Raw genomic sequence first — 13,063 nt, 5'->3', positions numbered from 1 at the left:
AGGCACCGTGAAGTCCTGGCTGCACCGTGCCCGCGCCGCGCTCGCCGCCGAGCTGACCGACCGCAAGGAGCAGAACAATGGCTGAGACCGACGACCTCGCGTACGACGACTTCGCGCTGGACGCCGAGTTCGCCGCCTTCCGTACCGGACTGCTCGACCAGATCACCCCACCCGGCCCGGACGCGGTGCGCAGTACCGTCCGGCACCGCCGACGGGTCGCGACCACCACCGGCCTGGCCCTGGCCCTGGTCCTCGTCATCGGCCCGGTCGCCGCCGTCGCCTCGCTCAACCACACGCCGAACCCGTCGCCGTCGACGGGTACGACGGCGGATCCGACCCCGTCACCCACGGTGGCGCCCACGCCGACTCCGTCCACGGCACCGACCACGCCGGCCGCACCGGACGGCCGGATCTCCCCGACCGAGCTGCGCGGCGCCACGGTCGACCTACCCGCGTGGCGGCCCGGTCCGGGCTGCCCCGACAGCGGTGCGAGACTGACTGCCGAGGGTGTCGACGACGGTGACAACGTCCTGGTGAAGACCGCCTACGGTGACATCGACGGCGACGGGGCGACCGAGACCGTCGCGCTGGTCCGTTGCATGGTCGGCCAGGCCGGCCCGTCGCAGGTGGTCGCCTTCGACCGCGACCCCGCCGGAAAGATCGTCACCCTCGGTCAGGTCGTCCGCAGCGACCTGAACACCCCGCAGTGGCTGCTCGACCTCCAGGTACGCGCCAACGGCGTGGTACGGGTCCAGGTCGCCGACCTCGCCCCCGGCGGCGGCTGGGACCTCGACTGGTCACAGCGCCAGTGGCGCGGCTACACCTGGAACGGGCAGCGGTTCACCCAGTCCGAGGGCGAGCGGAGCTTTCCCGACAACCCGTACAACATGAACCTGACCGTCACCGCGACGGACCTGGTCTACGGCGCGCCGGACGACGGCGGAACCCGTACCGGCGAGATCACCGTCACCATGACGAACGTCGGTCCGACCGCGGCGCCGCGCCCCCGGCTCGACTTCAAGTTGACCCCCGGTGGCGGCGGGTCCAGCGCCAGCCCCGGTTGGTACGCCTGCCAGGAGCACAGCATGCAGGGTGAGCACCTCTACTGCGGGCTGCCGCCACTCGAGCCGGGCCAGGAACGCAAGCTCACCTTCCACATCGTCACGATGGGTCAGACGCCGACCAGCGGGACGCTCGCCCTGCGCACCCTCGACAAGGACGGCAAGATCGCGCCGGACTTCAGCGACTGGGACAACCAGATCGACATCAGGATCAGGTGATCGCGCGTGTTCAGCCCACGGCCGCGGACAGCGGTTCGGTCGGTTCGGTTCCCGAGGAGACCAGGCGCACGAGCACCCGCTCGTCGGTGTGGTCCGGGGACGTGCCGTACTTGTCCTGGAACCGTCGGCGCACCAGGCTCAGCGGCGTCGGATCCTCCTCCCGGACCTCGACCAGCGTGAACTCGCCCGGTCCCGACCCGTTGGCCCGTGGCGGCAGGGGCGTCCTGACCGTGAGGGCGCCGATCGAACCCCGGGTCAGGTGGAACGTACGGCAATCGACGTAGACCTGCCCGTCCACCAGCACGTACGGCACCCGGTTCTTGGCCATGTCCGAGTCGGCATGCCGCAGCGTCATCGGCGCCGCCCAATACCTCTCCAGGTTCAGGGTGGCCTGGTGATGCCCCCACAACTCCTCGAACCGGGCGTGCACGAACTCGCCCCACGGGCTGGCCATGTCGACTTCCAACTGCGGCACGTTGAACGACAGCTTGCCGATCGGGAAGAACGAGATGAGGGCCTGCCCGTCCCACTGGTAGAGCTGGATCGACGGCGACGCGTCGTAGATGTGGATCTGTAGTCGGGAACGGAGGTGGCCTTCGAGCGTGGCCCAGAAGGCGTACAGGTGGCGCAGGTTCTCCTTGATCCGTCGAGGGACGTCGACGTGCTGCTTCTCCAACTCCTCGGTACGCTGCTGGGCCGCCGAGCAGTCGGGGTCGAGCAGCAGCACCTGCACCAGGGCGCCCTGCTCCAGCGCCGCGCGTACGGCACGCAACGTCTGCTCGCGGTGGCCGAGTTCGAGCAGGATCGTCCAGGTGTCGAGGATGCGTACCCGCCGGCCGGTGCGCGCCAGCACGTCGATGAAGGCCTTCTGGTCGAAGCTGACATGCTCCTGCACCCGTGCCTTGCGCGCCTCCTCGAACAGCGGATCGAAGATGACGTACGAGATCGCGGCCAGCACGACACTGGCGCCGATGTTGAGCAGCAGGTCGCTGGCGAACCCCTGCGTGCGCCAGGCCCAGAAGAGCATCGCTGCCGAGACGAGCAGGAGCAGGCCGCCGCGGGTGTAGGCCCGCCGCTGCCGTCGTACCCGATCGCCGACCCGCCACCACACCCGCGCCCGGTCCACGCCGTCTCCCTCCACCGGAAGGGAGCAGGATATCTTTCGATCACCATCGGCGTGGTACGCCGTTTTTGTCATGCGGTTCCACGTTGCCACCCGACCCGCTGTCCGCCCGGATGCCGCGGCCCCACCCGGGCCACCGGGTTCGCCGTGGTGACAGCCACCGGCGGCGTCAGCCCCGCTCTCGGGCCGACGCCGCCGGTGGGTCGCCTGCCGACGCGCCAACCTGCCCGCCTCACCAGCGGTGAAACGGGAGATGCGCGTCGGTCAGGCGTCGACGTCGGTGGGTACGCCGATCGGCAGCCACCGGACGCTGCGCCGGACCTCGTCGGGTGCCGCCGCGAACTCGGCCTCCATCGCGTCGCGACCCTGCTGGAAGTGTTTCCACCCCTCGTAGTGCACCGGGATCGCCGTGCGCGGACGGACCTCCCGGCACAGGTCGACGGCCTTGCGCGCGGTCATCGAGTACCGCACGGGCCCGGTCACCGGAAACTTGACGCCGCCGAGGTGCAGCAGTGCCGTGCCGACCGTGAGCCGCTCGGCGACCTGACGCACCCCGCCGTACAGGACGGTGTCGCCGGAAACCCAGAACACACCGTGCTGCTGACCCTCCCACGCCAGGGCGAAGCCGATGACGTCGCCGACGATTGGTCCGCTCAGTGGCGGCCCGTGCCGGCACGGCGTCGCGGTGACCTCGATCGTCGGCTTGCCGGGGGCGCTGAGCACGGTGCTGGCCCAGGGCCGTAGCCCCTGGGCGTTGCCACCCAGCCGCCCCGCGCCGGACTCCGTCGTGATCACGGTGCCGACCGAGGGCAGCAGGGCGCGGCCGGCGTCGTCGAGATTGTCCCCGTGGTGGTCGTGCGTCAGCAGCACCGCGTCGACCGGACCGAGGTCCGCCACGGCGATCGCCGGTCCGACCGTCTTGCGCGAGGACGTACCCCAGCCGAAGGCGTACCGGCGGCCGGGCGCGTCGAACGTCGGGTCGGTCAGCAGCCGCCAACCGCCGATTTCGACGAGCGTGGTCGGCCCGCCGACGTGGGTGATTCGTACGTCGGTCATCAGGCGCTCGGTGCGGCCTTGGCGTGACGGAGCGCCCAGTCCAGTACGTAGTCGGCGATCTCCTCCCAGCCCTCCTGGGCGGGCAGCAGGTGCGCGTAGCCCTCGTACTCCTTGACCTCGGTGATCGTGTTCGACTTGTAGTGCTTGGCGTTCGACTGCTGGATCGCCGGCGGCATGATGTGGTCCTCGGAACCGGAGACGAACAGCAGCGGCGCCCGGTTGTCGTTGCTGTAGTCGACCCAGGTGTCCTGGTGGCCCGGCTGGAAGTTGGCCAGGACGCTGCCCCACAGGATCCCGCCGTTCGCCGGGATGTGGTAGCGCTCGTACAGCGCTCGGGAGTCTTCCTCGCTGAAGGTGTTGGTGAACGCGTACTTCCACTCGTCGAAGCTGAGGCCGACCGTCTTGTGCCGGTTGGCCGGGCTCTTGAGCACCGGGAAAGTCGACTTGACCTGCGACAGCGGTACGACCCGGACCCCCTCGGTCGGTGCCGAGTTCAGCGCTACACCGGCGGCACCGTACCCGTGGTCGAGCAGGATCTGCGTGAACGCCCCACCGGCCGAGTGGCCCATGATGATCGGCGGGGTCGGCAGCTCCCGGAGGATCGACTCGACGTGCTCGATGATCTGCGGAACCGTCACCGCCAGGATCGGCGCGGGGTCGGCGTTCAGCGCCTCGACCTCCACCTCGAAGCCCGGGTATCCGGGCGCGATCACCCGGTAGCCCTTCTGCTCGTAGTGCGCGATCCAGTTCTCCCAGCTTCTGGGGGTCACCCAGAAGCCGTGCACCAGCACGATCGTGTCCGGAGTGCTCATGTCAGGTCCCTATCGGTCGAGAGCGCGGAAAGCCGGAACCCGGCTGTTCCTGTGACCTTCCGGTGACCGACATCGCGCTCGAATCACGGGACTACGTAGTCATGGGCTCCGCATGACGTGAACCACGTAGTCGTGTCCACCGGGGTTCGGTGTAAACCCGCGTTTCGCGTACTCTCTGTGCGATGTCGAGCACCACGTACGACGGCGGACCGGTGCCCGGCGCCCGGCGCCGTGACCCCGCTGTATTGGTGGGACGCGATGTCGAGCGGGCCCGCCTGGACGAGCTCGTCCAGGCCGCCAAGGCCGGCCTGAGCGGGGTACTGGTGCTGCGCGGCGAGGCCGGTGTGGGCAAGACGACATTGCTCGACCAGGTCGCCGCGACGGAGGGGATCGCGGTCGTACGGGTCGTCGGGGTGGAGTCCGAGTCGGAGTTCCCGTTCGCCGGCCTGCACCGGTTGCTGGTGCCGTTCCTGCGTACGGACCATCCACTGCCAGCGTCGCAGCGAAAGGCGTTGCACGTCGCCTGCGGTCTGGCCGACGGGCCACCCGCCGATCGGTTCCTGGTGAGCCTGGCGGCGCTGTCGCTGCTCTCCGAGGTCGCCGCGCAGGGTCCGCTGCTGTGCTGCGTCGACGACACCCAGTGGCTGGACCAGGAGTCGTTGCACGCGCTCGCCTTCGTGGCCCGCCGGATCCACGCCGACGGCATCGGTCTGGTCTTCACCGTCCGTACCGGCACCGAGATGGCCGCGCTGGACGGGTTGCCCACCATCGACCTGGCCGGCCTGACCGGGGACGACGCGATCGAACTCCTGCACACGGTGATCGGCGCACCACTCGACGCACAGGTCGCCGAACACATCGTGGCGCAGACCGGTGGGAACCCGCTCGCGCTGACCGACCTTGCCACCGAACTGGCGAGCGACCCGCTGATCGGCGGCACGCTGCTGCTCGAGCCGTTGCCGCTCGGCGCTCGGCTCGAGGCCCACTACCTGCAACGGGTGCGGTCGCTGCCGGACGCGACCCAACGGTGGATGCTGCTCGCCGCGGTGGAGCAGGCCGGGGATCTGCACTACGTCACGAACGCCGCCGCGATGCTGGGGATCACGCCCGAAGCCGCCGATCCGGCCGAGTCCGCGCGCCTGATCGAGCTGCGGCCCGACATCCGGTTCCGGCACCCGCTGATCCGATCCGCGATCTACGGTGGCGCGCTCGGCGTACAACGGCGGGCCGCCCACGGCGCGCTTGCCGCCGCGACGACCCGGTCCGGTGACGCCGACCGGCGGGCCTGGCACCTTGCCGCCGCCTCGACCGGCCCGGACGAGACCGTAGCCACGGAACTGGAACGGGCCGCCGAACGGGCCGGCGCGCGCGGCGGTTATGCGGCCCGCGCCACGTTCCTCGCCCGGGCGGCGGAGCTGACCCCCGACGAGGCGATCCGGGCCGGCCGGCTCCTCGCCGCGGCCGAGGCCGCGCTGAACGCCGGAGCGGCGGTACGCGCCCAGTCCCTGCTCGACGGAATAGACGTGGCTCTGATCGGCCATCTGGCCCGGGGCCGCATGCTGATGGTGCGCAGCGAAGCGGTCGCACACGCGGGCGCCCAGGCCCGGGTGGCTGCCATTTTCCTCACCGCCGCCGCCGAGTTCCGTCAGGATGCGCCGGAACTCTCCCGCCATGCGCTGCTGCGCGCGTTCGACCACGCCATGGCGGCGGCGGGCTGCATCGTCGACACCACCATCGCCGAGATCGCCGCCTTCGCGTACGACCAGATCGACGACTCGAAGGCCGTCACGCTCGGCGACTACCAGCTCCTCGCGTTCGCCACCTTGGTCGCCGGTGACTACGCGGCCGCCGTGCCGCTGCTGCGCCGGGCGAACGCCCTGCTGCTCGCGCCCGAGACGCCCGACACGGAAGTCCTGTCCCGCTATCTCGCCGGTGTTTGCTTCTGCACCATGATCTGGGACGACGAGACGCGGGTCCGCATTCTCCGGCGGGCGGCCGACGTCGCCCGGCGCGCCGGGGCGCTGCACGAACTCGACATCGTACTGTTCGCCTGGGCACTGCACGAGGTCGTGGTCGGCAACCTTGCCGGAGCGGACGCGCTGCTGGTCGAGGTGCACCAGTTGCGATCGGCGATCGGCGTGACGCCGGAGCAGTGGCAGGTCTACCGGATGCCCGAGATCGTCGGGTGGCGCGCCGACGGCGACGACGCGCAGGTCCGGGACCGGATCCAGCGCACCCTCGACGTGTCGCTGCAGATCGGTATGGGTGCCAGCGCCGACACCGCGCGGATCGCGCTCATGATCTACGCGGTCGCCCGGGGCAGCTATGCCGAGGCGGCTTCGATCGCCCGGGAACTCGTCGACGACGATCCGACGCATCTACACGGCCGGGTGCTGCCCGACCTGGTCGAGGCGGCCGTCCGCGCCGACGATCGGGCGCTGGCCGAGCGGGCGCTGGCCGAGCTGCAGATGCGGGCCGCGTTCAGTGGCACCCCTTCGGCGAGCGGCGTCCTGGCCCGGTCGCGGGCGTTGCTCGCGCCGCCCGCCGAGGCGGACGGTCTCTACCGGGAGGCCATCACCTGGCTCGAGTCGACCCAGTTGCGGTCCGACCTGGCTCGGGCCCACCTACTGTACGGCGAGTGGCTCCGCCGGCAGAAACGTCGCCGCGACGCCCGCCACGAACTCCGTACGGCGCTCGGTCTGTTCGAGGAGATGGGTGCCAACGCGTTCGCCGACCGGGCGCGTCAAGAGCTGGTCGCCACTGGCGAACGTGCCCGGCAACGGTCGGTGGAACTCGCGAACGAACTCACTCCGCAGGAGCTGACCATCGCGAGGCTGGCCAAGGCCGGAGCCACCAACCCGGAGATCGCCACCCATCTCTTCCTGAGCGCCAATACGGTCGACTACCACCTGCGAAAGGTCTTCCGCAAGCTCGGCATCACCTCGCGCCGCCACCTGGGCCAGTCACTGCCCGACTGAGCGCGGACACCGCCCCGTCACCACCAGGTTTCGGAACGGGAGGGCGTTTCACTCGACGGCGACGGGACGGGCATGCTCGCGGTCGACCTGCTGGGCCACGTACTCCAGTTGGTTGTGGTAGTCCTGCCACCAGGCGCCGTCGCCGGGAGCCATCTCGTCGCTGTCCTTCCGCCTTCCGACGGCACCGTCGATCAACTCACGGACCACGTCGGCGTGCCCGGCGTGCCGGTCGGTCTCGGCGATCACGTGCACCAGGACCCGGTGCAGTGTCACCGGGTTGTCCTGCTCGGGCCACCAGACGACCCGGCCGACCGCGTCCAGGTCCAGCGCCTCGATCGTCGCGTCGGAGTGCGCCCAGGCCCGCCGGTACATCTCGACGATGTACTCGCGTGACTGGTCCGCGCTGGCCCACATGTCCGAGTTCGGAGCCACGTCGGGGCCGATCCACGGCACCGGCTCGTCGAACGGCCGGCCGAAGACGTAACCGAGATATCCCAGCTCGACACCGGCGACGTGCTTGACCAACCCCAGGAGGTTGGTGCCGGTCGGTGTCATCGGGCGGCGGATGTCGTACTCCGAGAGCCCGTCGAGCTTCCACAGCAGGGTTTCCCGGGTGTCCTGGAGGTAGTGGTGCAGATCTGCTTTAGGTCCTGTTCCGGACATGCTCAACCGTCTCCCGTCGTCGGTCCCGACCTCCGCCGCCGGGGCGGGATCAGGTCGTGTTCGAAGTGCCGCGACCGCGGGGCGACGGGAGAGGGGATGTCGAACCACGCGGACGCATGGTGATGTCCGTTCGACGCAGCGTCTACACTGCCTACAACACCATGTTCACACCGTATACAAGGCACGGCTGCCGGGCCCGACGACACGCCGACCGGAACAGGGAGGTGGCGCTGCCGTGATCAGCGACGCGCACTCGTACCACCATGGCGATCTGCGGTCGGCACTGGTCGAGGCGGGCTTGCGGCTCGCCCGGGACGGCGGCGTCAACGCGTTGGGGCTCCGAGAGCTCACCCGCTCGGTCGGCGTCACGCCGAACGCGGCGTACCGGCACTTCGCCGATCGGCAGGCGCTCGTCCTGGCCGTCGCCGCCGAGGCACAGAATCGTCTTGCGCGGGCCATCCGGGAGCGGCTGGGTGCCATTCCGGGCGATGCGGATCCCGCGGAACGGGCGGTGCACCAGCTGCGGGAGGTCAGCCTCGGCTACATCCATTTCGCCGTGTCCGAACCCGGCTGGTTCGAACTCGCATTCCTCATGCAGGACGAGTCCCGCGGGGACGAGTGCGTCACGATCGACGACTACGTTCCGCCGTACCAGTTCCTGCTCGACGCGCTCGACGGAATGGTGCACGCCGGGGTCCTGACGCCCGAGCGGCGGGCCGACGCCGAATGGGTCTGCTGGTCGGGCGTGCACGGCATCGCGGACCTGGCCACCCGTGGGCCCCTGCAGGGACTCGACCGCAGCGTCATCGACATGCTCGCGGCGCGGGTCGTGGACACCACCCTGGCCGGTCTGCGGACCTAGCCCGGGTACGGGCTGTGGCCGTCGAGGTAGACCCACTCCCCGTCGTCGCGGACGAAGCGGCTCTGCTCGTGCAGGGTGTCGGGCTGCCCCGACTCCTGGTAGTGGGCCCGGAACTCGACGGTCCCCGTCGTGTCGAACAGGCCGCCCCGGTCCGTCCCGACGACATCGAGGCGGGTCCACCGCTGCCGGGGATCGAGGGTCAGCCGCGCGGGTCGGGTGGTGGGATGCCAGGTCCGCAGCAGATAGGCGGTGTCACCGACGGAGAAGGCGCTGAACCGGGACCGCATCAGCTGCTCGGCGGTCGCGGCCGTCGTCTCCCGCCGGTGCAGCGGACGGCAGCATTCACCGTACGTCCGGGTCGTGCCGCAGGGGCAGGACCGGACCGAGATGTCGACCGCCTTTCGGGCCGGACCGCGTTTCGCCACCGGATCATTGTGACCGACGTGCCGGCGGGCCGTGGCGGGACCCGGAGGCGCGGGGATACGGGCGGGTTCCGGGCTGACGCGGGCTCAGCCTCGGGTGCTCACGGATCGGGGGAGGTGGACCTGTGCGCCGTCCGCCGCGACCTCGTCGGCGGGACAGCGGCCCTGCGTGACGTACCGGTCCAGGAAATCGTCCACGGCCGCGCGGATACGAGCCGGGGCGCCGAGCCGAGGCAGGGCGCCGGCCGCGGCGGTGAAGCAGATGAGCGCGGCGGCGCGCAGGGCCGGATTGCCCAGGCCCTCGCGTGCCGACGTCAGCCAGGCCCGCTGCGGGCGCAGGTAGCCGAGTTGCGCGGTCGCTTCCGCGGCGGCGTGCGCGGCGGCCCGGTCGTCCATCAGTGCGGTGGTCACGGCCGCCGGCACCAGCCAGCCGTCGCCCGGCTGCTGGTCGATCATGCGGAATTCGAGGTAGCCCCGAGGGCGGACCGGCGGCACCAGGGTGGCGAGGTGTCGCTCCAGGTCGTCGAGGGTGACCGGTCGGGGGCCGTGACCGGCGAGCCAGTCCCGCATGGTCAGGCCACCCACCGGTACGAGCCACGGCAGCGGATCGGGTCGGGCGATCACCGCCACCCGAGCGTCCAGGGCGTAACGAGCCCAGGCGGTACGGGGATCGGCGGCGGCGCGGGGCGCCCGCGTACGGCTGGCGTCGGTGCCGAACCGCAGCGCCTGCCGGTACGACACCCAGCGCCTACCCGACCCGTCGACGTACGGCGAGTTGGCGAACGCGGCGAGCAGCACCGGGCCGATCGCGTTGGCGAGCCGCCAGCGGCGGCGGTAACCGAGCCAGCCTTCGGAGTCGTCTCCCGCGTCGACGCACACCTGCACCGACGCGGTGTTGCACATCACGGTGCGACCGGCGGTGCCCGTGCGGTCGTGGTACGTCGCCAGGGCGAGGTAGCGGGGCTGGTCGGTGACGAGCTGGGGCTGCCGTTCGGTGTCCAGGCCGGTCGTTTCGAGCCGGAGCCCGTCCGCGGCGAGAGCGGCCCGGACCAAGGCGAGATCGCCGGTGACCGCGTCGACGCAGTCCGGTAGCCCCGTACCGACGGCCGACGACAGCTCGACCTGTCCGCCCGGTTCGACACTGATCCGGCCGCCGCCGGGCAGCGGGTCACCGAGGTGGGCGAGTGCGGCGTGGAGGCGGGCTGCTGCCGGCCGGTCGAGTGGGTACGCCGGGTCCCGTACGACGTACTCCAGTTCGACGCCGACGCGCCCGACGGGGCCGACCCGGTAGCCGGCGGCGGCGACGTAGGCGGTGGCTGTCGCCTCGGTGAGGACAGCAGCGTCCACGGTGGACTCCGATGGGTGCAGGGTCCCGGTGTCCGACCGCGCGCAGCCGCAGGACACGAAGGTACGGGTGGAGAGGAAGGTTGCCTCTCGCCGGGCCGGACACCCGGTGGCTGGAGGCGATCTCCATTAGCGGGCTGCGCCGGGCAGGTGTCCAGGTCGGCGCGGACCAACGGCCGGTGAACAGTCGGTTCGCGCGGGTGAACGGCGGGACGCGGCACGCCGGTTGGCCCGTTCGGGCGCGAAGCACCCACTTCGGTGGTCGCGCGGTCGGCGACGAGACTCATCCTGGTCCATCGACCGGCGCTCGGGATCGGCCAAATGGTCATCGGAATGCGCTTTCTCGAAGGATGGTCCGAGCCGGTACCGGCAAACAGATACTTGTCGAAGTGCGCCGGGTTCTTTGGCAGTAGCCGAAACGGCCACCGTCGACAATGGAATGGAGAGGCCTGTGCCGGTATGCGCCCGTATGGCACCGGCGCCCACTCCGTCGACTGCGCTCATCACGCTCGTGGAACACCGCCGGTCGGGGTGGCTCGTGGGAGCCGCGCCGGCCAGGACGTGCCGAGCGTGTGTCTGATGGATCGAATGGGGAGTGTGGCGAACCATGATTGAGCTACCGCTGTCGCCTGCGCAGGAACGGCTGTGGTTCCTCGACCGGTTCGATCCGGGCCAGCCGAACAACGTCACCTACGCCAGCCGGCTGCGCGGCAAGGTCGACGCCGACCTGCTGGCTCGGGCCTTCGCCGCGGTGACCGTACGGCACGAGGCGCTGCGCGCCACCATCCTCGACCGCGCGGGTGTGCCGGTGCAGGTGATCGCCGATCCGGGTCCGTTCGACCTCGAACGCGTCGACCTGACCGGGGAACCGGAGTCGCTGCGGGAGAACCGGGCCCGCGAGATCGGGCGGCAGGTCTTCGACACCAGCTTCGACCTGGCCCGTGGACCGCTGATCCGGGCGGTACTGCTGACCCTGGGCCAGGACGACCACGTGCTGCTGGTTGTCGTCCACCACGTGATCTTCGACGGCAGCTCGGTGACGATCCTCATGGCCGACCTGCGTACGGCCTACGGCGTACTGGTCGACGGTGGCGTACCGGAACTGCCGGCGTTGGCCGTCGGTTGGGCGGACTACGTTCGTGAGCAGGCGGACCAGCCGGCCGGGAAGGTGGAGCAGGATCTCGCGTACTGGCGGGAACGGCTCGCCGGCGCACCCACCCTGGCACTGCCGACCGACCTTCCCCGCCCGCTGTTCAAGACCTCGCGTACGGCGCAGGTACGGCACCAGTTCGACGCCGACCTCACCGCCCGTCTGCAACGGTTGGCGCAGAGCCAGCGGTGCACGCTGTTCATGGTGATGCTCGCCGGTTACCAGGTGCTGTTGGGACGGCACGCCGGTCAGGACGACGTGAGCGTCGGTACGGCCAGCGCCGGTCGTTCGCGCGCCGAACTGGAATCCCTCGTCGGATGCCTGATCCAGACCCTCGTGTTGCGGGGCGACCTCTCCGGTGACCCGACCGTACGCGAACTGCTGCGACGCACCCGCGACACCGCCCTGGACGCGTACGGCCACCAGGAGGTGTTGTTCGAGCGGTTGGTCAGCGAGCTGGACGTGACCCGGGACGTCAGCCGTACGCCGTTGTTCGAGACGATGTTTGTGCTGCACACCCAGGGCCAGCCGGGACTGGACGTCCTTCCCGGCGTACAGGGCGCGCCGTTCACCGTCGGTGTGGTGCAGACCCTGTTCGACCTGGTGGTGGACGCGTGGATGACGCCGAACGGTCTGGCGATGACGGCCAGGTACGACACCGCGCTGTTCACGCCGGACACGGTCAGCGCGATGTTGCGTCGGTTCGAGGTGTTGTTGCGGGCGTGTACCGAGGATGTGGATCGGCGGGTGTCGGAGCTGCCGATGGATGATGCGGTGGGGTTGCGGTCGGTGCTGGCGCGGGGTCAGGGGCCGCGTCGTCCGTACTCGGGGACGGTTCTGTCGTTGTTCGAGACCCGGGTGGCTGCGGCTCCGGGCGCGTTGGCGGTGGGTTCCCAGACGTACCGGGCGTTGGACGAGCGGGCGAATCGGATCGCCCGGTATCTGCGGCGGTCGGGGGTCGGGCCGGGTTCGGTGGTGGGGGTGTGTCTGGCCCGGACCCCGGACCTGGTGGCGACGCTGTTGGCGGTGTGGCGGTGTGGTGCGGCGTACCTGCCGTTGGATCCTGGGCTGCCGCCGGCCAGGATGTCGTGGCTGCGTTCGGACTCCGGTGCGGGGCATCTGGTCACGCAGGAGAGCCTGGCGGCGACGACCGGTGATGGTGGGTCGCAGCGGGTCCTCTGGTTGGACCGGGATGCGGCGGAGATCGAGGGGGAGTCGGCCGAGCCCTTCGCGGAGTCGCCCGATCCCGGCGCCCTTGCCTACCTGCTCTACACCTCCGGGTCGACGGGGTGGCCGAAGGGTGTGGGGGTGCCGCATTCGGCGTTGACGAACCTGTTGTTGTCGATGCGGGACGCGCTTGGGAGTGGGTCCTC

General features: G+C 70.5%; 10 protein-coding genes. 4 read left to right on the top strand and 6 right to left on the bottom strand.

All coding sequences use genetic code 11. The features are described 5' to 3' along the window. Nucleotides 1–77 precede the first annotated feature (77 nt). The gene (locus AB0J90_RS35450; RefSeq protein WP_363603471.1) at nucleotides 78–1,280 is read left to right on the top strand and encodes a hypothetical protein; all 1,203 of its coding nucleotides are present in this window, start codon (nucleotides 78–80) and stop codon (nucleotides 1,278–1,280) included. Nucleotides 1,281–1,290: 10 nt separating this feature from the next. Here the strand turns inward: AB0J90_RS35450 and AB0J90_RS35445 are convergent, their stop codons facing one another. From AB0J90_RS35445 to AB0J90_RS35435, 3 genes are all read right to left on the bottom strand, one after another. Continuing rightward, entirely contained in the window at nucleotides 1,291–2,406 is a 1,116-nt protein-coding gene (locus AB0J90_RS35445) for a hypothetical protein (protein WP_363603470.1), read from the bottom strand. A gap of 261 nt (nucleotides 2,407–2,667) precedes the next feature. After that, complete coding sequence (locus AB0J90_RS35440) at nucleotides 2,668–3,459, bottom strand: MBL fold metallo-hydrolase (protein WP_363603469.1); 792 nt, start codon at nucleotides 3,457–3,459, stop codon at nucleotides 2,668–2,670. Then, nucleotides 3,459–4,271, bottom strand: coding sequence for an alpha/beta hydrolase (locus AB0J90_RS35435; RefSeq protein ID WP_363603468.1), 813 nt, complete (start codon nucleotides 4,269–4,271; stop codon nucleotides 3,459–3,461). Before AB0J90_RS35435 ends, AB0J90_RS35440 begins: the two co-directional genes overlap by 1 nt. A 182-nt stretch (nucleotides 4,272–4,453) precedes the next feature. Here AB0J90_RS35435 and AB0J90_RS35430 point away from each other — a divergent pair, with 182 nt between their 5' ends. Continuing rightward, nucleotides 4,454–7,249, top strand: a complete 2,796-nt coding sequence (locus AB0J90_RS35430; RefSeq protein ID WP_363603467.1) for an AAA family ATPase — start codon at nucleotides 4,454–4,456, stop codon at nucleotides 7,247–7,249. 48 nt (nucleotides 7,250–7,297) lie between these two features. Here AB0J90_RS35430 and AB0J90_RS35425 read toward each other — a convergent pair whose 3' ends face one another. Next, the gene (locus AB0J90_RS35425) at nucleotides 7,298–7,912 is read right to left on the bottom strand and encodes a DinB family protein (protein WP_363603466.1); all 615 of its coding nucleotides are present in this window, start codon (nucleotides 7,910–7,912) and stop codon (nucleotides 7,298–7,300) included. Nucleotides 7,913–8,147: 235 nt separating this feature from the next. Between AB0J90_RS35425 and AB0J90_RS35420 the strand changes: the two genes are divergently transcribed. Then, nucleotides 8,148–8,774, top strand: coding sequence for a TetR/AcrR family transcriptional regulator (locus AB0J90_RS35420; protein WP_363603465.1), 627 nt, complete (start codon nucleotides 8,148–8,150; stop codon nucleotides 8,772–8,774). On the opposite strand, the gene AB0J90_RS35415 is transcribed toward AB0J90_RS35420, so the two are convergent. Beyond that, complete coding sequence (locus AB0J90_RS35415) at nucleotides 8,771–9,199, bottom strand: YchJ family metal-binding protein (RefSeq protein ID WP_363603464.1); 429 nt, start codon at nucleotides 9,197–9,199, stop codon at nucleotides 8,771–8,773. The genes AB0J90_RS35420 and AB0J90_RS35415 overlap by 4 nt on opposite strands. 84 nt (nucleotides 9,200–9,283) lie before the next feature. Next, nucleotides 9,284–10,543 (bottom strand): glutamate-cysteine ligase family protein, encoded by a 1,260-nt coding sequence (locus tag AB0J90_RS35410; RefSeq protein ID WP_363603463.1) that lies wholly within the window; start codon nucleotides 10,541–10,543, stop codon nucleotides 9,284–9,286. Nucleotides 10,544–11,147: 604 nt separating this feature from the next. Here AB0J90_RS35410 and AB0J90_RS35405 point away from each other — a divergent pair. After that, nucleotides 11,148–13,063, top strand: a 1,916-nt coding sequence (locus AB0J90_RS35405; protein WP_363603462.1) for a condensation domain-containing protein, incomplete at its 3' end; no start/stop codon positions are given.

The organism is Micromonospora sp. NPDC049523, from assembly GCF_040676775.1.
In the GTDB taxonomy this organism is placed as follows: domain Bacteria; phylum Actinomycetota; class Actinomycetes; order Mycobacteriales; family Micromonosporaceae; genus Micromonospora_G.
This window is presented reverse-complemented; position numbering and strand designations above follow the sequence as displayed.

Excerpts from the sequence above, each read along its gene's own strand:
- AB0J90_RS35430 (WP_363603467.1), top strand. The coding sequence starts at position 4,454 with ATGTCGAGCACCACGTACGACGGCGGACCGGTGCCCGGCGCCCGGCGC.
- AB0J90_RS35440 (WP_363603469.1), bottom strand. The coding sequence starts at position 3,459 with ATGACCGACGTACGAATCACCCACGTCGGCGGGCCGACCACGCTCGTC.
- AB0J90_RS35435 (WP_363603468.1), bottom strand. The coding sequence starts at position 4,271 with ATGAGCACTCCGGACACGATCGTGCTGGTGCACGGCTTCTGGGTGACC.
- AB0J90_RS35425 (WP_363603466.1), bottom strand. The coding sequence starts at position 7,912 with ATGTCCGGAACAGGACCTAAAGCAGATCTGCACCACTACCTCCAGGAC.
- AB0J90_RS35450 (WP_363603471.1), top strand. The coding sequence starts at position 78 with ATGGCTGAGACCGACGACCTCGCGTACGACGACTTCGCGCTGGACGCC.